The sequence below is a fragment of the Amycolatopsis sp. NBC_00355 genome, from assembly GCF_036104975.1.
Classification (GTDB): domain Bacteria; phylum Actinomycetota; class Actinomycetes; order Mycobacteriales; family Pseudonocardiaceae; genus Amycolatopsis.
Genome location: NZ_CP107982.1, coordinates 6,847,470 through 6,864,784, shown reverse-complemented (window position 1 = coordinate 6,864,784; position 17,315 = coordinate 6,847,470). Strand labels below are relative to the sequence as shown.

Genomic DNA, 17,315 nt, shown 5'->3' with positions numbered 1-17,315 from the left:
AGCCTGCACGCGACGGACGTCGAGGTCAAGGGATGCGGTTCGAACCGGTGGCTCCGGTCCGCGCGTACGAGCGGGTCGTCGAACAGATCGAGCAGGCCGTGATCAGCGGCGAGCTCAAGCCGGGTGAACGGCTGCCCAGCGAGCGCGAGCTGATGATCCAGTTCGGAGTCGGCCGCTCGACGATCCGCGAAGCCCTGCGGGTGCTGCAGGCCGCCGAGATGATCCGTTCGCGCCCCGGCGATCCGCGGGGGCCCGAGGTGCTGGCCGCGTCCCCGGTCGCGTTGCACCGCTCGATGCACCGGCTCGCCCGCGCCGACCACGTCGGGCTCGCGGACCTGTTGCAGTTCCGGATGATCCTCGACGGCTCGGCCCACCTGCTGGCCGCGGAGCTGCGCACCGACGACGACCTGGCCGGCCTGGCCGAAGCCCTCGAAGCGATGCGCGAAGGCGTCTCACGCGGGTACGCCGAGTTCAGCCGCGCGGACGTCGCGTTCCACGAGGTCATCGCGCGGATCTCGCGGAACCCGTTGCTGGTGGTCAGCGAAGAAGTCGTGCGCGGAGTGGTGCTGGAACTGATCGAAGACAAGCTGGAGCACGCCAGCAACCGGGCGTCGTTGATGCGCACCTGGCTCGCGCACCACGCCGAAGTGCTCGACGCGGTCCGCGCGGCCGACGGCGCCGGCGCGGCCCAGCTGGCCAAACAGGCGTTGTACGACAACTACGCCGAATACGTCCCGGCCGGGCAACGCCCGCTGCTGACGCCCTTGCTGCGGTAATACACTCGGCCGGGTGGATTCCACGGAACGTTCCGGCGTCGGCCTGGCCCTGTCCGGCGGCGGCTACCGCGCGATGCTCTTCCACACCGGCGCGCTCTGGCGCCTCAACGAACTCGGCTGGCTGCCGAAACTGACCACCGTCTCCAGCGTGTCCGGCGGGTCGATCGCGGCCGGCGTCCTGGCCCACGCGTGGCACAAACTGTCGTTCGGGGACGACGGCATCGCGGACAACTTCGGCAAGTTCGTCGTGGAACCGATCCGGAAACTGGCGCGGACGAACCTCGACGTCCCGGTGACGCTGAAAGCGATGTTCATCCCGTGGCGCAGCGCGGGCGAGGAACTCGCGCGCGTCTACGCGAAGCACCTCTTCGGCGACTTCCGCCTCGACCAGCTCGACCCGGCCGGGCCGCACTTCGTGTTCACCGCGACCAGCCTGCAGGACGGCTCGCTGTGGTGGTTCTTCCGCCAGGACGGCCCGCACGGGCAGATCCCCCTGGCCACCGCCGTCGCCGCGTCGTCCGCGTTCCCGCCGCTGCTCTCGCCGGTGGTGATCCCCGACCCGAACCAGGCCGACCGCAAGATCGTGCTCAGCGACGCGGGTGTGTACGACAACCTCGGCCTGGACCCGATCGAGAACCAGCGCGCGGTCGTCCTGGTCAGCGACGCCGGCAAGAAGATGAAGCACGAGGACAACCCGAAGCGGAACTGGCCGATGCAGCTGCTGCGCGTGCTGACCGTGATGGACAACCAGGTCCGCGAGCTGCGCACCGGCACGCTGCTGAAGTCCTACCAGGACAAGACGTACGCCGGGACGTACTGGGCGACCTACAGCGACATCGAGCACTTCGAGCTGCCGGACGCGCTGCCCGCGCCGGTCGCGCAGACCCACGCGCTGGCCGTGACGAGCACCCGGCTGACCCACACCTCGGAACGACTGCAGGACCAGCTGATCAACTGGGGTTACGCCGCCTGCGACGCGGGCATGCGCAAGTGGGTCGACCGGGCCGCGGTCGCGCCGAAGACGTTCCCGTACCCGGGCTCAGGCGTTGGCTAGGTTCGCGTAGACGACGATGTTGTCCTTGTAGCTGTGGGCGGCGTGATCGAACACCCCACCGCACGTGATCAGCCGCAGTTCCGGCTTGGCGCTGTTGCCGTACACCGCGTCTTTCGGGAACGTGTCCTTAGGGACCTGCGTGACGTGGTCCACGACGAACTTCAGCTTCTTGCCGTCGCTGCGGTCGACGTCCACCTCGTCGCCGGGCACGAGGTCCTTGAGCTTGTAGAAGATGCCGGGCTGCTTGTCGCCGTCGACGTGGCCGAGCACGATCGCCGGGCCGACGTCACCGGGTACCGGCGAGAGCTTGTACCAAGCCGCTTGCATCGGCGTGTGCACCGACGGGACGGAGATCGAGCCGTCGGTCTTGAGCGCGACCGCGAGCAGGCTGGACTCGGCGCCGATCTTGGGGATCTTCACCGACGTCGGCCGCAGGCCCTTGAACGGCGCGGTCACCGGGACCGACGACGGCACCGGCGCGGCGGCCTTCGGCGTCTCGGCGGAGCTGCAGCCGACCAGCGTCAGGGCGAGGGCGAACGCGGCGACCGCCGCGCCCGCCCGGCGGACGGTCACCTGGCCGTGCCGCCGAAGCCCGTTTCGATCCCGCCCTGGGGCGCGACCTTGACCTGGGCCTTCGGGGCGGCGTTGCCGGGAGTGCCGGTCGTGGTGCTGGTGGTGGTCGACGCGCTCGGCACGCTCGACGTCGTGGTCGGCGCGGTGCTCGACGGCGCGCTGGTCGTGGCCGGCGCGCTGGTCGTGGTGCCGCTGGTCGGCGGGATCGTGGTGCTGGTCTCCGGCGGCGGCGCCTGTTCGAAGTCGACGACACCTTCGCCGTCGACGCCGTTGCAGGTCCAGCTGAACTTGCCGGTGGTGGTGCCCGGCGGCAGGTTGTTGACGCGCACGGAGTAGTTCCAGGTCCGGCCGTCGGACTCGTCCTGGTCCGGACCGCCGGTGACGTCGAGGTACTGGGTCGCCACGTTGCCGGGCGCGCCTGAGGCGCAGTTGATGACCAGGACTCCCTCGCCGCCGACGCCGACGAAGCCGTGGCCGGTGTTGTCCTGGTAGCCGTCCGACGGCGGCTCGGCCGTCGTGGTCGTGGTCTCCGGGGTGGTCGTCTTCGTGACGTCGGTGGTCGGGTCGGCCGAGGTCGTCCCGGTGGTCGTCACCGGGGTGGTCGGGGCCGTCGTGGTCTCCGAGGTGCTCGGGACCGTCGTCGTGGTCGTCTCGGAGGTGGAGGTGGTCGTCTCCGTGGTCGACGGCGCGGTCGTCGTCTCGGTCTCCGCGAATGCCGCCGGTGCGGCGGCGAAAGTGATCAGCGCGCCCGCGGAAACGATCCCCGCGACCCGGTGCAGCGTTCTACCCACGGTCAGACTCCCAACGGCATTGAACTGCGATGCCGCGACTATCGAGGATTCCTCCGTTGGTGTTACTCCGCGAGGGCGATGGACAAATCGCGCCAAAGGTCATCCGGATCTTCGAGACCGACGCTGAACCGCACCAGACCGGCCGGCACACGTTCCTCACCCGGCAGCCACGCCCGCCGCTCGACCAGGCTTTCCACCCCGCCGAGGCTGGTCGCGGACCGGATCAGCCGGACGGCCGCGCAGAACTTGTCGGCGGCCTCTCCGCCGGCCAGTTCGAAGGCGACCATCATCCCGAAACCCGGGTAGCGCACCTTCGTCACCGCGGGGTGCTCGCGGAGGCGCTCGGCCAGCAGCGCGGCGGTCCGGGACTGCTCGGCCAGGCGCACCGGCATGGTCCGCAGCCCCCGCAGCGCGAGCCAGGCTTCGAGGGCGCCCGGCGTCGACCCGACGCGGGTCCGCGCGCCACGCAGCTCGTCGGCGACGGCCGGGTCCTTGGCCACGGTGAGGCCCAGCAGCAGGTCACTGTGCCCGCCGATGAGCTTGGTCGCGCTGTGCACGACGACGTCGGCGCCGAGTTCGAGCGGCCGCTGCTGCAACGGCGTCGCGAAGGTGTTGTCGACGACGACCCGGCCGCGCGCGGCCGCGGCGATGGCCTCGATCTCCATGACGTCGAGCGTCGGGTTGGTCGGCGACTCCAGCCAGACCAGGTCCGACGTCGCGGCCTCGGCGACCCAGGCCGCGGTGTCGGTCGGCTCGAGCTCGGTGACGGCGAGTTTGCCGAGCTTCTGCGCGTGGGCGAGCACCCCGCGCGTCACGGCGTAGCTGAACGTCGGGACGACCACCCGCGACCCGACCGGCAGCAGGTCCAGGACCGCCGACAGCGTGGCGACGCCGGACGCGAACGCCGTCGCGTAGCCGCCTTCGAGCGCCCCGATGGTCTCCTCGAGCGCGTGCCAGGTCGGCGTGCCGTCACTGCGCGCGTACACGGAATCGCCACCGGCCTGGTACGTGCTGGTGGCGACGAGCGGCGTGTTCAGCGGCTCACCGGGACCGTGCGGCCGGCCGGCGGCGATGGCCTTGGTGCGGGGCGTCCAGTCGTCCATGCGATCACCGTAACCGCAGGTCATCTCCCCGGTCACTGTGACGAAGGCGGCCGGCTCGCCCGCGCGTCCGCGGGCGAGCCGACCTGGCTTCAGTGGGCGTACACCTCGAACTCGTACAACGAGTAGCCGTACTTCGTGCCGCGCTGGACGCCCTGCAGTTTCACGAACCGGGCCTGCGTCGGCGCGAAGGACACGTTGTCCTGCCCGCCGTCCCCGTTGGTGACGACCGCAGCGTCCGTCCAGTTCACGGCGTCCGGCGAGGTCTGGATCTTGTATCCCTTGCCGTACGCCGATTCCCAGCTGAGGGCTACCCGCGAGACCGGCTGGACCGAGCCGAGGTCGACGGTGATCGCCTGGTCGTCGCTCCAGTCGCTGGCCCAGCGGGTCGAGGCGTTGCCGTCGATCGCGTTCGACGCCGGTGAGGGGTAGAAGCCGGTTTCGGCGCTGGTGGCGCTGACCGTCTTCCCGGGCGCGAGGTTGGCGATGTTGTCGCCGCGGTGCGCCGTGTACTCGACGACCTGCTGGAACGTCGGGCGGTTCTGCCAGGTGATCTTGTCCTGCGTGATGCCGCCCAGCGGGTTGTGCACGATCGTGTCGGCACACCACTGGTCGCCCGCGGAGCAGCTCGCGTCACCGGGGTAGACGGTGTTCGCGGCCTGGCCCGCGGCGGTGGTCAGCGAGTCGACGAGCGCCTGGCGGCACGTGGTGACGTTGCCGCCGCCGCAGAACGTGCTGCCGAGCGGGCCGGCCACCGGCTGGCCGAGCACCTGCCGGATGTCCTTGCTGACGTAACCCCACCAGCCGAACTGGAACGACGAGCCCTTGTGCGGCTGACCGGTGTGCTGGCCGTTGCCGTTCTGGAAGCCGGACGGGCTTTCGTTGATGCCCAGCACGCCCGTCATCGCGTTGTAGGCGTTGTCGCCCATTCCCGGCTTGAACTCGGCCTGGACCAGCAGCGGCCACCACGCGTCGAAGATCCGGATCGCGTCGGCGTCGGCGTACGCCTTGCTGCCGGCCGTGGTTTCCGTCCGCTTGTGGCCGTTGGCCATCCACGCCTTCAGCTTCGCCTCGGCATCGGCGGCCGCACCGGTGGTCGGCGTCTTGTCGAGCACCTGCAGCAGCAGCGGCAGGACGCGCTCGGCGCGCAGGTCGGCCAGCGCGGCGTCCTCCATCGCCTGGGTCAGGTTGACCCGGGTGACCTTGGTGCCGGTGAGGATCATCGTCTTGACGCGCGTGTCGAGCAGGTCGACGCGGTGCACGGCGGACTTGTCCGCACCCGCCGCCGCGTAGCCGTTGGCCTGCGCGTTGTTCCAGCTGACGTAGTAGTCCTGGTTGACCGACTGCGGGTGCTGCGACGCCGGGGTGTAGTTCGCGACGTTGCCGGCCGGGTTCCAGCCGATCCAGTCGTGCCCCTGGTCACCCCACACCGGCAGGTTCGGGTCCACATTGGACTGCCGGGCCGGGTTGGCGCCGGAGTTGAAGTACGCGATGTCCTTCGAGTCGGCGTAGAACCAGTTGAACGTGAAGTTGATGTCGGCCGCGGCCTTCTGGAAGTCCGCCGCGGACTTGACGTAACCCGGGTCGTTCAGCTCCTGGAAGCCGATCAGCGAGTCGGCCTCGTGGAAGAGCGAGGACCGCAGCTGCGCGTACGCCACGGGTTTACCGCCGACCGTCGCCCGGCTCAGCACCGGGCCGTACTTCGTGCGGTAGGCACGCAGGGTGTACGAGCCGGCCGCGGTACCGTCGGCGACCGTCGGGCTCCAGGAGTCCTTGACCTCCACGGTGTCCATCGGCAGGCACTGGCCCTTGTACGTGTAGTAGTTCGAGTCCTTAGTCGGCGCCTTGCCGCTCGGGTCGCACAGGTTCAGCGCGTAGGTGTCGATGATGTCCTGCGCCGACGTCGTCGCGCTCCACGAGTAGTCCTGGCCGCGACCGAGGAGCACGTACATGCTCAGCCCGGCGAAGGCCGCGCCGCGGGCGCTGATGCCCGGTCCCTGCAGTTCCTGCAGCAGGAGCAGCTGCGGCGCGAAGTACCCGGTCTGCGGGCCGAAGACGGCGACCGGGTGGCCGCTGGCGGTCTTCGAGCCGGACACGACCAGCGCGTTCGACATGCCGTGCTTGTCGGTCAGCATGTCGCCGGGCAGCACGCCGTTGTCGAACATCCCGCGGGCGGGCTCCTGCGCGGCCGGCGCCGGGACGTCCACAGTGGACGGAGTCGCGGTCGACGCCGAACCGGTCTGGTCGAACACCAGCTGCTGCGGGGTCACCGAACCCTTGTCCGGCAGGGCCTGCCCGACGGCGTTGGCCGGGGTCTTGCCGTAGGGGAACGTCTGCCCGTCGTGCAGGGTCTTGACGGCCTCGGGGTCGTCCTCGGACCGCAGGCTCTGCCAGACCTTCTCCCCCTGCGCGGCGCCGTACTGCTCCTGCAGCGCCAGCTTCGCGACGGCGTTCTGCACCTCACCGCCACCACCGGCGCCGAACTCGGCGCCGACCAGCGACGCGAGCGCGACCAGGTCGGTCAGCTTGAACGGGTCGATGGTGCCGTTGTTGGTGATCGCGTCGACGTGCCCGGTGAGCACGTACTCGCCCGGGAAGTAGCGGCCGCTGTGGGAGTCGGTGATGTACTTGTTGATCCCGTCGACGTACGCCTGCGCGTCGGACAGGCCCTGCGCGCCGCGCGGGCCGCTCGCGGCGACGTGGTCGATCTGCTGCTGCAGCTCGGCTTCGGTGTAGGGCGCGTTCGCGAAGAAGCTCTGCTCCAGCTCGCGGTTGGCCTGGGCGCCGCCGGCGAACGACGTCACCTGGCCGCGGGCGGCGTGGCGCAGGACGTCCATCAGCCACAGCCGGTCCTGCCCGGCCGCGTACCCGGCGCCGAACTCGGTGCCGGCGCGCGTGGTGCCGGTGATGTGCGGGACGCCGAGGGCCTTGTCGCGCACGATCGTCACGTCGGAACGCGGCTGGATCGTGCTGGCGACCTGGTCGGCGGCGACGCCGAACGACGAGTCGTTGAAGTACTGGTTGATCGCCCCGGTGGTCAGCGTCTGGTAGCCACCGGCCAGCGAGGAGTACTTGCCGAGCTGGTCGGCCGCGTGCGCCGGGCGGGTGCCGAGCACCTTGTGCGCCAGGATGTCCGCCAGCGTGCCGTTGCCGTTTTCGCCGGGCGGCAGGATGTCGCTGCACTGCCCGCCGCAGTAGTCGTTGGGTGCTGCGGCCGCCTCGGCGGCCGGAGCGGTGACAGCGACCTGGGTTAGCCCGGCGACCAAGCCCGCCAAAGCCGTCAAGGTCAGGGTGCGGATGCCGCGTCGCATCAGGGCTCCCTCGGGGTCAAGGAGAGTGACGAAGCGCACGCTACCGAGCAGTAGCACACATGTGAAGACTTTTCGCGTTTTTCAGCCCTTGGGCGTAGTCCGAACGGCGCAGCCTCGCGCGCGTGGGTACGGTGGGCGCCATGACCTTGGAAAAGCCCCAGATCGACCGCCCGGACGGCACCCCGCCGGCCGACCTCGAGATCACCGACATCACCGTCGGCGACGGCGCGGAGGCCACTCCCGGCAAGGCCGTCACCGTGCACTACGTCGGTGTCTCCCACTCCACCGGCGAGGAGTTCGACGCATCCTGGAACCGCGGCGAGCCGCTGCGCTTCGGCCTCGGCGCGGGCCAGGTCATCTCCGGCTGGGACCAGGGTGTCGCGGGGATGAAGATCGGCGGGCGGCGCAAGCTCGTCATCCCGCCGCACCTGGGCTACGGCGACCGCGGCGCGGGCGGCGTCATCAAGCCCGGCGAGACCCTCATCTTCGTCGTCGACCTGGTCGGCGTGAACTGATTTCCGCCGGCGGTGGCGGGACTTCCCGCCACCGCCGCACCGGGTTTCGCTACCCTCGCCCCCATCGCCGGCCGGACGCCGGCCCAACCAGGGGGTTGAGAATGCGCATCCGCGCTTTGCTTTCCGCAGGTCTGTTCGCGCTCGCCGCGGCGGTCGTCACCGCCGCACCGGCATCGGCCGTGGCCAACGGCGCCGACGTCCCGCAGGGGACGTTCAAGTTCGCCGCGAAGCTGACCATGACGGACATCCCGCGCACCGACGGCACGAAGTACAACAGCGCGTGCTCGGGTTCGCTGATCGCCAAGAAGTGGATCATCACCGCCGGCCACTGCTTCCACGACGCGGCCCGCAACCCGGTCTCCGGCCCGGTGCCCTACCCGACGTCGGTGCTGCTGGGCACCACCACCGTCGACAAGCCGGGGATCACGCGCAACGTCGTGACGGTGTACCAGTCACCGAGCAACGACATCGCGATCGCCGAGCTCGACAAGCCCGTCTTCGGCGTCGAACCGCTGTCGCTCAACCACAAAACGCCGGTCGTGGGCCAGAAGGTCGTGCTCGCGGGCTGGGGCAGCTTGACGTCGGTCGACCCGACGCCGGGCACGAAACTGCAGCAGGGCTTGATGAAGGTCGCCACCGTCGACCCCCTGTACACCGGCGTGACGGGCTTCGCCCCGACGTCGACCACCAGCGCGTGCACCTACGACTCGGGCGCCCCGTACTTCGTGCCGACCGGCAAGAACGGCGGCCGCCTGGTCTCCATCGAGAGCGACGGCCCGGACTGCCCCCACGACCAGGCCGAGTCCACCGCGCGCGTCGACGTCGTCGCGGACTGGATCGCTTCACACATCGGCTGATTCCCGGCAAAACGGCCCCGGCGCTGAGCGTCGGGGCCGTTTTCTTACTCCGAGCAGCGCAGTCCGACCCCGCCCGCCGTCGCTACGCTCGAAGGTGATCGCCGGCGCGAGCCGCCGGTGCGTGACAAGGGGGATCCACCGATGCGCGTTCGCGCTGTGCTTTCCGCTGCCCTTCTGACCCTCGCCGCCGGCCTCGCCACCGCGGGTCCGGCTTCGGCCGTGGCCAACGGTTCCGACGTCCCGGCGGGCCAGTTCCAGTTCGCCGCGAAACTCACGATGACGAACATCCCGAAACCCGACGGCACCAAGTACAACAGCGCCTGCTCGGGCGCGCTGATCGCGGCGAGGTGGATCGTCACCGCCGGCCACTGCTTCCACGACGCGAACCGCGTCCGCGTCTCCGGCCCGGTGCCGTACCCGACGTCGGTGCTGCTCGGCACGGTCAACCAGAGCACGCCGGGCGTGACGCGCAACGTGGTGACCGTCTACCAGGCCGCCGCGAACGACATCGCCATCGCGACCCTCGACGCCGACGTCACCGGCATCACGCCGCTGACGGTCAACCGGCTCACGCCGTCGCTCGGGCAGCAGCTGACGCTCGCCGGCTGGGGCAGCCTCACGGCGACCAACCCGACGCCGTCGACGAAGCTGCAGCAGGGCACGGTGAAGGTCGGCCAGGTGGCCACCTCGACGCTGGGCGTGCAGGGCGTCGCGCCGACGTCGACGACGAGCGCCTGCGTGTACGACTCGGGCGCGCCGTACTTCGTCGCGGCCGGCACCGGCGGGCAGCTGGTCTCGGTGGAGTCGTCCGGTCCGGACTGCCCCCACAACCAGCTCGAGACGACGTCGCGGGTCGACGTCGTCGCGGATTGGATCTCTTCGCACACGGGCTGACCTCCTTCCGGGCGTCACCCGGTGGCCCACCGGGTGACGCCCGGCCAGGGAATTCCCCCCGGCCCGGCGGCGGCAATAACCTCGAACGTCGATCATCGGTTCGACGAAGGGGAAGAATGCGCCTGCGCGCCCTGCTAGCCGCTGTTGTCCTGACCATCACCACCGCCCCTGCCGCCTTGGCCGCGCCAGGGATCGCCAACGGCTCAGACGTCCCCCAGGGTCGGTTCGGGTTCGTCGCGAAGCTCGCGATGACGAAGATCCCCCGCCCGGACGGTTCGACGTACAGCAGCTACTGCACGGGCGCGCTGGTCGCGCCCGGATGGCTCCTCACCACCGGCCACTGCTTCCACGACGCGGCCCGCAACCGCGTCTCGGGCAAGGTCCCCTACCCCACCACCGCGACCCTCGGGCTGACCGACGAGGCCACGGAGTCGGGCGTGGCCCGCAAGGTGACCGAGGTGATCCAGGCGAAAGAGAACGACGTGGCGCTGGCCCGCCTCGACACCCCGGTGAGCACGGTGAAGCCCCTGCCGCTCGACCGCACGCTCCCCAAGGTGGGCGACCAGCTGACCTTGGCCGGCTGGGGCAGCCTGACCAGCACGAACCCCAAGCCGGCCACCCGGATGCAGCAGGGCACGGTAGCGGTGGCGACGGTGGCCCCGACAACGCTGGGAGTCCGCGGCGCGAGCCCGGCGATCACCACGAGTGCCTGCACCTACGACTCCGGAGCCCCGTACTTCACCCCGAACGGCCTAGTAGCGCTGGAAGCAACGGGCCCCGGCTGCCCGCACGCGGGCATCGAAACCACGTCCCGCGCGGACGTCCTGGCCGACTGGATCACCAAGACGACGGGCTGAACCAGCCAGACAGGGCCTAAATACACCCCGAACTCAGCCGTAAGCGAACACCACGCAGAGCCAAACGGGTGATATTCCCCACCAGGAGAACCCCGCTCAGCCACGCTGGAAGGTGAGCGAAGGCACCGTGGGGGGTCCGGGGGGCTCGGCCCCCCGGGAGACACAAGGACAACGGGAAGAGCCCCGGTCGCGCTAGCGACCGGGGCTCTGAACAGCGTGGGCGAGGAGGGAGTTGAACCCTCACGTCCTTTCGGACACACGGACCTGAACCGTGCGCGTCTGCCATTCCGCCACTCGCCCGAGTGCTTCCTTGCGGCAGCGAGGAGAACACTAGCAGGTCGTTCGCACCGGTTTCACCGGGGGCCGTGTCGAGGCTCGCTCACCCGGATAGGATCGGGGCGGAAGCACAAGTGTGAGGAGGTTTTCCCCGGTGGGCCGCGCCGAAAGATTCGACAGGCGACTCGAGAACCTGGTGGGGAACACTTTCGCGCGCATGTTCGGTGGCAACGTCGTCACGCAGGAAGTGGCGATCGCACTCGAGCGGGAGAGTGAGGAGAACGTTCGTGAGCTGGCAGGCGGTCGGCAGCTCGCCCCGAATCACTACATCGTGTCCTTGGGGACGGCTGACCACGAGCGCATGGCCGGTGACGAGCAACGCGTCACCCAGGTGCTGGCCAAGGCGGTGGCCGAACACCTCGCCGCCGAAGGCCTGGACACCTATGGTGACGTCGTCGTATCACTCGAGCGCAACGAGGCGCTGCATACTGGACAGTTCAAGACCCGTTCGTCCGTCGATCCCGACGCCCGCCCCGCAGGCGCCGGTTCACCGCGGTCGGCACGACCCAGCAACGCAGGAGACCCAGCAATGAGCCAGCCCCCCGGCTACGGCCAATACGACCAGGGTGACCCGTACGGCCAGCAGGGCCAGTACGGCTACGGACAGCAGGGTGGCCAGCAGCCCGGGTACGACCAGGGTTACGGCCAGCAGCAGGGCGGCTACGAGCAGGGCGGCTACGGTCAGCAGCCCCCGGCCGGTGGCTATGAGCAGGGTGGTTACCAGCAGGGTGGCTACGACCAGGGCGGGTACGCCCAGCAGCCCCCGCAGGGCGGCTACGACCAGGGTTACGCCCAACCCCCTCAGGGCGGTGGCTACGACCAGGGCGGGTACGCGCAGCCCCAGCAGGGCGGCGGGTACGACCAGGGCGGCTACCAGCAGGGTGGCTACGACCAGTACGGCGGCCAGCAGCAGCAGCCCGGGTACGACCAGTACGGCGGTCAGCAGCAGGCCGGTTACGACCAGTACGGCCAGCAGCAGGCGTACGGGCAGCCGGCCGGTGACCCCTACGCGCAGCAGCAGGGTGGCTACGCCGCCCCCGCGGCGGGCCGTCAGCTCGCGGCGAGCCTGCAACTGGACGACGGCTCGAACCGGACGTACTCCCTGAAGCAGGGTGGCAACGTCGTGGGCCGCGGCCAGGACGCCGACTTCCGGCTCCCCGACACCGGTGTCTCGCGTCGTCATCTGGAGATCACCTGGGACGGCCAGAGCGCCACGCTCGCCGACATCGGGTCGACGAACGGCACGACCGTGAACGGCACTCCGGTGCAGACCTGGCAGCTCGCGGACGGTGACGTCATCCGGGTGGGGCATTCGTCCCTGGTGTTCCGTACGCAGGGCTGACTCCGGGCCCGTAATACTGTTCCCGCAGAATTGACGTGCGGGGGGACCGCGGCGTACCCGCGTCGCGGCTGCACGGAAGAGTCGGGAGCGGACACACCAAGTGCCAGAGCTGGTCGTACAACTCACCAGGGTGGGCTTCCTCGTGCTGCTCTGGCTCTTCGTGTTCGCCGCGCTCAGAGTCGTCCGCTCGGACCTCTACGCGGCGTCCGGCATGCGTGTCCAGGTGCCGACCTTCGGTCGCAAGAAGGAGAAGAAGCCGCGCGGCGGGAAATCGCCGCAGCAGCTGCTGGTGACCCACGGGGCGCTCGCCGGGACCCGCATCGCGCTGGACGGCAGGCCGATCCTGATCGGCCGCGCCGACGACTCGACGCTGGTGCTCGACGACGACTACGCGTCGACCCGGCACGCCCGGATCGCCCAGCGCGGTGAGGACTGGTACGTGGAAGATCTGGGCTCGACGAACGGCACCTATCTGGACCGGGCTAAGGTCACTGCACCCCTCCGGGTCCCGCTCGGAGTCCCCATCCGGATCGGCAAGACGGTGATCGAGCTTCGCCCATGACTCTCGTCCTCCGCTATGCAGCCCGCAGCGACCGGGGCCTGGTGCGTTCGAGCAACCAGGACTCCGTGTACGCCGGCCCTCGCCTGCTCGCGCTCGCCGACGGCATGGGTGGTCATGCGGCGGGCGAAGTGGCCAGCAAGGTCGTCATCGCCTCCCTCGCCCCGCTCGACGACGACGAGCCGGGTGACGACCTCCTCGCCCAGCTGCGCGAGGCGGTGGCGAACGGCAACGCCGCGATCGCCGAGCTCGTCTCGCAGGACCCGGACCTCGACGGGATGGGCACCACGCTCACCGCCGTGCTGTTCGCCGGGACCCGGCTGGGCCTGGTGCACGTCGGCGACTCGCGCGCCTACCTGTTCCGCGGCGGCCAGTTCGCGCAGATCACGCGCGACGACAGCTTCGTCAACGAACTGCTCGAACAAGGCCGGATCACGCCCGAAGAGGCGGCGGTGCACCCCCAGCGGTCGCTGCTGCTGAAGGCGCTGACCGGGCACGAGGTCGAGCCGAGCCTCACCGTGCGTGAAGCGCGCCCCGGCGATCGGTACCTGATCTGCTCGGACGGCTTGTCCGGCATGGTCAGCGACGAGACGCTCGCGGAGGCCGTGCAGATCCCGGACCCGCAGCAGTGCGCGGACCGGATGATCGAGCTGGCGCTCAAGGGCGGCGGCACCGACAACGTCACGGTGATCATCGCCGACGTCGTCGACGTCGACTTCGGTGAGGACGCGCCCATCGTGGGCGGCGCCGCCGGGGACGGCAGCGACGAGCGGCACCAGGGCGACTCGCCCGCGGCGCGGGCCCGGGCGCTGACCCAGCCCCCGCCGCAGCCGCGCCAGGAGCTGCCGCAGCCGAGCGTGGACCCCAAGGCCAAGCGCCGGAAGCGGTTCCGCTGGCTGGCCGGCGCGCTGGTGGTGCTCGTGGTGCTCGCCGCGGCCGCCATCGCCACCCGCTACTTCGTGCTGAGTCAGTACTATGTCGGCGAAGGTGCGGACCAGGAGGTCGTGATCTACCGCGGCGTTCCCGGCAGCATCCTCGGCATCGACCTGCACACCTACGAGCAGGGTTCGTGCCCGCCGAACCAGGTGTGCACGGACAAGCTCCGCGTCAACCAGCTCCAGGAAGACGCGCGGCTGGCGGTGCAGAACGGCGTCAAGAAGGACAGCCTCGACGACGCCCGGAAGTACATCGACGACTTCCTGCAGCTGCACAAGCGCTTGAACAACTGCGCGCCGGTGAACGGCCAGCCGTCGCTGACGCCGACCCCTACGGCCACGCCGACGACGACTCCGTCGGCACCGGCCGGTTCCACCGCTCCGTCGTCGGCGAACCAGCCTGCGGGGAGGGACTGCTCGACGCCGAGTTCGACGGCACCGACGACGGGAGGCGGTAACTGATGGGCCAGCCTGCCGCGAACACCGCCGAGCCGCTCGCGGCCCAGTTCCAGACGAACCCGCCGCGGGACGTGCCGACCCGGCGCAACACCGAACTGGTGCTGCTGGGGTTCGCGGCCTTCATCGTGACCATCGCGCTGGTCCTGGTGGAGGCGAACCAGGAGCAGGAACTCACCGCGTCGATCCTCTGGCTCGGGCTCGCCTACCTCGGCGTGCTGACCGGGGCGCACCTCGCGGTGCGCAAGTGGGCGCCGTACGCGGATCCGGTGCTGCTCCCCTGCGTCGCGCTGCTCAACGGCATCGGCCTGGTGATGATCCACCGGATCGACCTGGCGCAGGCCGAGAAGGCGCTGCAGAACGGCAAGGACTTCTCGCCGGACGTCACCAAGCAGGTGCTGTTCACGGTCATTTCGCTGGCGCTGTTCATCGTGGTGCTGGTGGTCGTCAACGACCACCGCACGCTGACCCGTTACGGCTACACCGCCGGCCTGATCGGCATCGTCGCGCTCGCGCTGCCGGCGCTGCTGCCGTCGAGCCTGTCCGAGGTCAACGGCGCCAAGGTGTGGCTGAAGCTGCCGTTCTTCTCGATCCAGCCGGGCGAGTTCGCGAAGATCCTGCTGATGATCTTCTTCGCCTCGTTCCTGGTGTCGAAGCGCGACCTGTTCATGGTGGCGGGCAAGAAGTTCCTCGGCGTCGAGCTGCCGCGCGCGCGTGACCTCGGCCCGATCCTGATCGCCGCCGTCGTCTGCATCGGCGTCCTGGTCTTCGAGAAGGACCTCGGCACGTCGCTGCTGTTCTTCAGCGTCATCCTGGTGATGCTCTACGTGGCGACCGAGCGGGCCATCTGGGTCGTGCTCGGGCTGAGCTTCTTCGTCGTCGGCTGCGTGATCGCCTACAACCTCTTCGGGCACGTGCAGCAGCGCGTGGCCAACTGGCTGGACCCGCTGGCCACCTACGACAAGCCCGGCGGCGGTTACCAGCTCGCCCAGGGCCTGTTCGGACTCGGCACCGGCGGCGTCGGCGGCACCGGCCTCGGCGCGGGCCGGCCGGACATGGTGCCCGAGGCCGCCACCGACTTCATCACGGCGTCGATCGGCGAAGAGCTCGGCTTCATCGGGCTGGCCGCGGTCCTGATGCTGTACCTGCTGGTGGCGATGCGCGGCATGCGGAGCGCGCTCGCCGTGCGCGACACGTTCGGCAAGCTGCTCGGCGGCGGGCTGGCGTTCACCATGGTCATGCAGATCTTCGTCGTCGTCGGCGGCGTCACGAAACTCATCCCGGAGACCGGTATCACCGCCCCCTTCCTCTCCAAGGGTGGTTCGTCGCTGCTCGCGAACTACATCCTGGTCGCGCTGCTGCTGCGGATCTCCGACGCCGCCCGCAGGCCCAGCGCCCGGCCGAAGCCCCAGCAGCCGCAGGCGCCGATCGCCGAAGCGCACACCGTGCTCGTGCAGCGCCCGCCGGCGAACGGGGGCGCCCAGGCATGAACACCCCGCTCCGCAAGGTCGGCATGGCGATGCTCGTGATGGTCGTGCTGCTGCTGGCCAACGCCACCTACATCCAGGTCGTGAAGGCCGACGACTACCGCACCGACTCGCGCAACGCCCGCGTGCTCTACGACGAGTTCGCCCGCCGGCGCGGCCAGATCGTGTCGCAGGCGAACGGCGAGGTGCTGGCCAAGGTCGACCCGTCGAACGACAAGTACAAGTACATCCGGTCCTACGTCGACGGCCCGATGTACGCGCCGGTCACCGGCTACTACTCGATCAACTACGGCTCCGGCGGCCTCGAGCGCGCCGAGGACGACGTGCTGAACGGCTCGGACCCGCGGCTGTTCGTGCGGCGGCTGTCGGACATGGTCACCGGCCGCGACCCGAGCGGCGGCAACGTCCGGCTGACCATCGACCCGGCCGTGCAGAAGGCCGCGTACGACCTGATGACGCAGCGGAACTACACCGGCGCCGTCGTCGCGCTGGAGCCCAGCACCGGCCGGATCCTGGCGATGGTCTCGACGCCGTCGTACGACCCGAACCAGCTCGCGTCCCACACGTCGAAGACGCAGATCGACGCCTGGAACGCGAACATCAAGAACGACAAGAACCCGATGCTGAACCGGGCGATCTCGGAGACCTACCCGCCGGGGTCGACGTTCAAGCTGGTCACCGCGGCCGCCGCGCTCGAGGACGGCAAGGGCCCGGACACCCCGGTCAACCCGGCGCCGAACACGAAGCTGCCCGGTACGAGCGTCACGCTGGAGAACTACGCCGGCGAGGCCTGCCCCGGCGCCACGTTCAAGGACGCGCTCGCGCACTCCTGCAACGTGCCGTTCGCGGAGTTCGCCGGCCAGCTCGGCGCCGACAAGATGAAGGCGACGGCGGCGAACTACGGCATCGGGCAGACGGACCTGACCGTGCCGATGAAGGTGGCGCCGTCCACCGTCGGGCCGCTGGACTCCCAGGGCGCGCTGTACCAGAGTGGCATCGGCCAGCGCGACGTCCGGCTCACGCCGCTGCAGGACTGCCTGCTCGCCGCGACCGTCGCCAACGGCGGGATGGCGATGAAGCCGCAACTGGTCCAGTCGGTACTGGCTCCGGACCTCTCCACCATCGAGGACTACAGTCCCACCGAGCTCACCGGCACACCGGCGCTGTCGTCGTCGAATGCCGCGATCCTCAAGGACATGATGATCGCTTCCGAGGGCTTCACCAAGGGCGGCGGCAAGCGCCCGGACATCCAGATCGCGTCGAAGACCGGCACCGCCGAGCACGGCACGGACTCCAAGAACACCTTCCCGCACGCCTGGTACACCGCGTTCGCCCCGGCGAACGACCCGAAGATCGCGGTCGCCGTGATCGTCGAAGACGGCGGCAACCGCGGGCTCGCGGCCACCGGCGGCTCGGTCGCCGCGGAAATCGGCCGCGCGGCGATCAACGCCAAACTCGGGGGTGGATAGCGC

The 17,315-nt window shown here is 69.9% G+C and carries 15 protein-coding genes and 1 tRNA gene; 11 read left to right on the top strand and 5 right to left on the bottom strand.

The features are described 5' to 3' along the window. Positions 1 to 32: 32 nt before the first annotated feature. Positions 33 to 776: a FadR/GntR family transcriptional regulator gene (locus tag OHS18_RS31195; RefSeq protein ID WP_328613294.1), complete on the top strand. Its 744-nt coding sequence runs from the start codon at positions 33 to 35 to the stop codon at positions 774 to 776. Positions 777 to 789: 13 nt separating this feature from the next. Further along, entirely contained in the window at positions 790 to 1,830 is a 1,041-nt protein-coding gene (locus OHS18_RS31190) for a patatin-like phospholipase family protein (protein ID WP_328613293.1), read from the top strand. Here the strand turns inward: OHS18_RS31190 and OHS18_RS31185 are convergent. The 4 genes from OHS18_RS31185 to OHS18_RS31170 form a co-directional block, all read right to left on the bottom strand. Continuing rightward, entirely contained in the window at positions 1,816 to 2,403 is a 588-nt protein-coding gene (locus tag OHS18_RS31185; protein WP_328613292.1) for a class F sortase, read from the bottom strand. The genes OHS18_RS31190 and OHS18_RS31185 overlap by 15 nt on opposite strands. Further along, the gene (locus OHS18_RS31180; protein WP_328613291.1) at positions 2,400 to 3,194 is read right to left on the bottom strand and encodes a hypothetical protein; all 795 of its coding nucleotides are present in this window, start codon (positions 3,192 to 3,194) and stop codon (positions 2,400 to 2,402) included. Before OHS18_RS31180 ends, OHS18_RS31185 begins: the two co-directional genes overlap by 4 nt. 62 nt (positions 3,195 to 3,256) lie before the next feature. Then, a complete protein-coding gene (locus tag OHS18_RS31175; RefSeq protein WP_328613290.1) occupies positions 3,257 to 4,297 on the bottom strand; it encodes a trans-sulfuration enzyme family protein in 1,041 nt (346 codons plus the stop codon). Between the two features lie 89 nt (positions 4,298 to 4,386). After that, a complete protein-coding gene (locus tag OHS18_RS31170; RefSeq protein ID WP_328613289.1) occupies positions 4,387 to 7,605 on the bottom strand; it encodes a penicillin acylase family protein in 3,219 nt (1,072 codons plus the stop codon). 140 nt (positions 7,606 to 7,745) lie between these two features. Between OHS18_RS31170 and OHS18_RS31165 the strand changes: the two genes are divergently transcribed. The 4 genes from OHS18_RS31165 (at position 7,746) to OHS18_RS31150 (ending at position 10,728) form a co-directional block, all read left to right on the top strand. Next, on the top strand, positions 7,746 to 8,120 hold the full coding sequence (locus OHS18_RS31165; RefSeq protein WP_328446602.1) for an FKBP-type peptidyl-prolyl cis-trans isomerase: 375 nt from the start codon (positions 7,746 to 7,748) through the stop codon (positions 8,118 to 8,120). Positions 8,121 to 8,221: 101 nt separating this feature from the next. Then, positions 8,222 to 8,977, top strand: coding sequence for a S1 family peptidase (locus tag OHS18_RS31160; RefSeq protein ID WP_328446603.1), 756 nt, complete (start codon positions 8,222 to 8,224; stop codon positions 8,975 to 8,977). A 141-nt stretch (positions 8,978 to 9,118) separates the two neighbouring features. Continuing rightward, positions 9,119 to 9,871, top strand: a complete 753-nt coding sequence (locus OHS18_RS31155) for a S1 family peptidase (protein WP_328613288.1) — start codon at positions 9,119 to 9,121, stop codon at positions 9,869 to 9,871. A gap of 116 nt (positions 9,872 to 9,987) precedes the next feature. Further along, a complete protein-coding gene (locus OHS18_RS31150) occupies positions 9,988 to 10,728 on the top strand; it encodes a S1 family peptidase (protein WP_328613287.1) in 741 nt (246 codons plus the stop codon). Between the two features lie 217 nt (positions 10,729 to 10,945). Here the strand turns inward: OHS18_RS31150 and OHS18_RS31145 are convergent. Continuing rightward, positions 10,946 to 11,028: transfer RNA gene (locus OHS18_RS31145), tRNA-Leu, on the bottom strand. 130 nt (positions 11,029 to 11,158) lie between these two features. Between OHS18_RS31145 and OHS18_RS31140 the strand changes: the two genes are divergently transcribed. The 5 genes from OHS18_RS31140 (at position 11,159) to OHS18_RS31120 (ending at position 17,312) form a co-directional block, all read left to right on the top strand. Continuing rightward, positions 11,159 to 12,406 (top strand): DUF3662 and FHA domain-containing protein, encoded by a 1,248-nt coding sequence (locus OHS18_RS31140; protein ID WP_328446609.1) that lies wholly within the window; start codon positions 11,159 to 11,161, stop codon positions 12,404 to 12,406. A 100-nt stretch (positions 12,407 to 12,506) separates the two neighbouring features. Then, positions 12,507 to 12,968 (top strand): FHA domain-containing protein FhaB/FipA, encoded by a 462-nt coding sequence (locus tag OHS18_RS31135; RefSeq protein WP_247059705.1) that lies wholly within the window; start codon positions 12,507 to 12,509, stop codon positions 12,966 to 12,968. Continuing rightward, positions 12,965 to 14,362, top strand: coding sequence for a PP2C family protein-serine/threonine phosphatase (locus OHS18_RS31130; RefSeq protein ID WP_328446613.1), 1,398 nt, complete (start codon positions 12,965 to 12,967; stop codon positions 14,360 to 14,362). The genes OHS18_RS31135 and OHS18_RS31130 overlap by 4 nt, the downstream gene beginning before the upstream one ends. Further along, a complete protein-coding gene (locus OHS18_RS31125) occupies positions 14,362 to 15,846 on the top strand; it encodes an FtsW/RodA/SpoVE family cell cycle protein (RefSeq protein ID WP_328446615.1) in 1,485 nt (494 codons plus the stop codon). The genes OHS18_RS31130 and OHS18_RS31125 overlap by 1 nt, the downstream gene beginning before the upstream one ends. Continuing rightward, positions 15,843 to 17,312 carry a peptidoglycan D,D-transpeptidase FtsI family protein gene (locus OHS18_RS31120; RefSeq protein WP_328446617.1) on the top strand — a complete coding sequence of 490 codons (1,470 nt, stop codon included), beginning with the start codon at positions 15,843 to 15,845 and terminating at the stop codon, positions 17,310 to 17,312. Before OHS18_RS31125 ends, OHS18_RS31120 begins: the two co-directional genes overlap by 4 nt. The last annotated feature ends 3 nt before the right edge of the window (positions 17,313 to 17,315 follow it).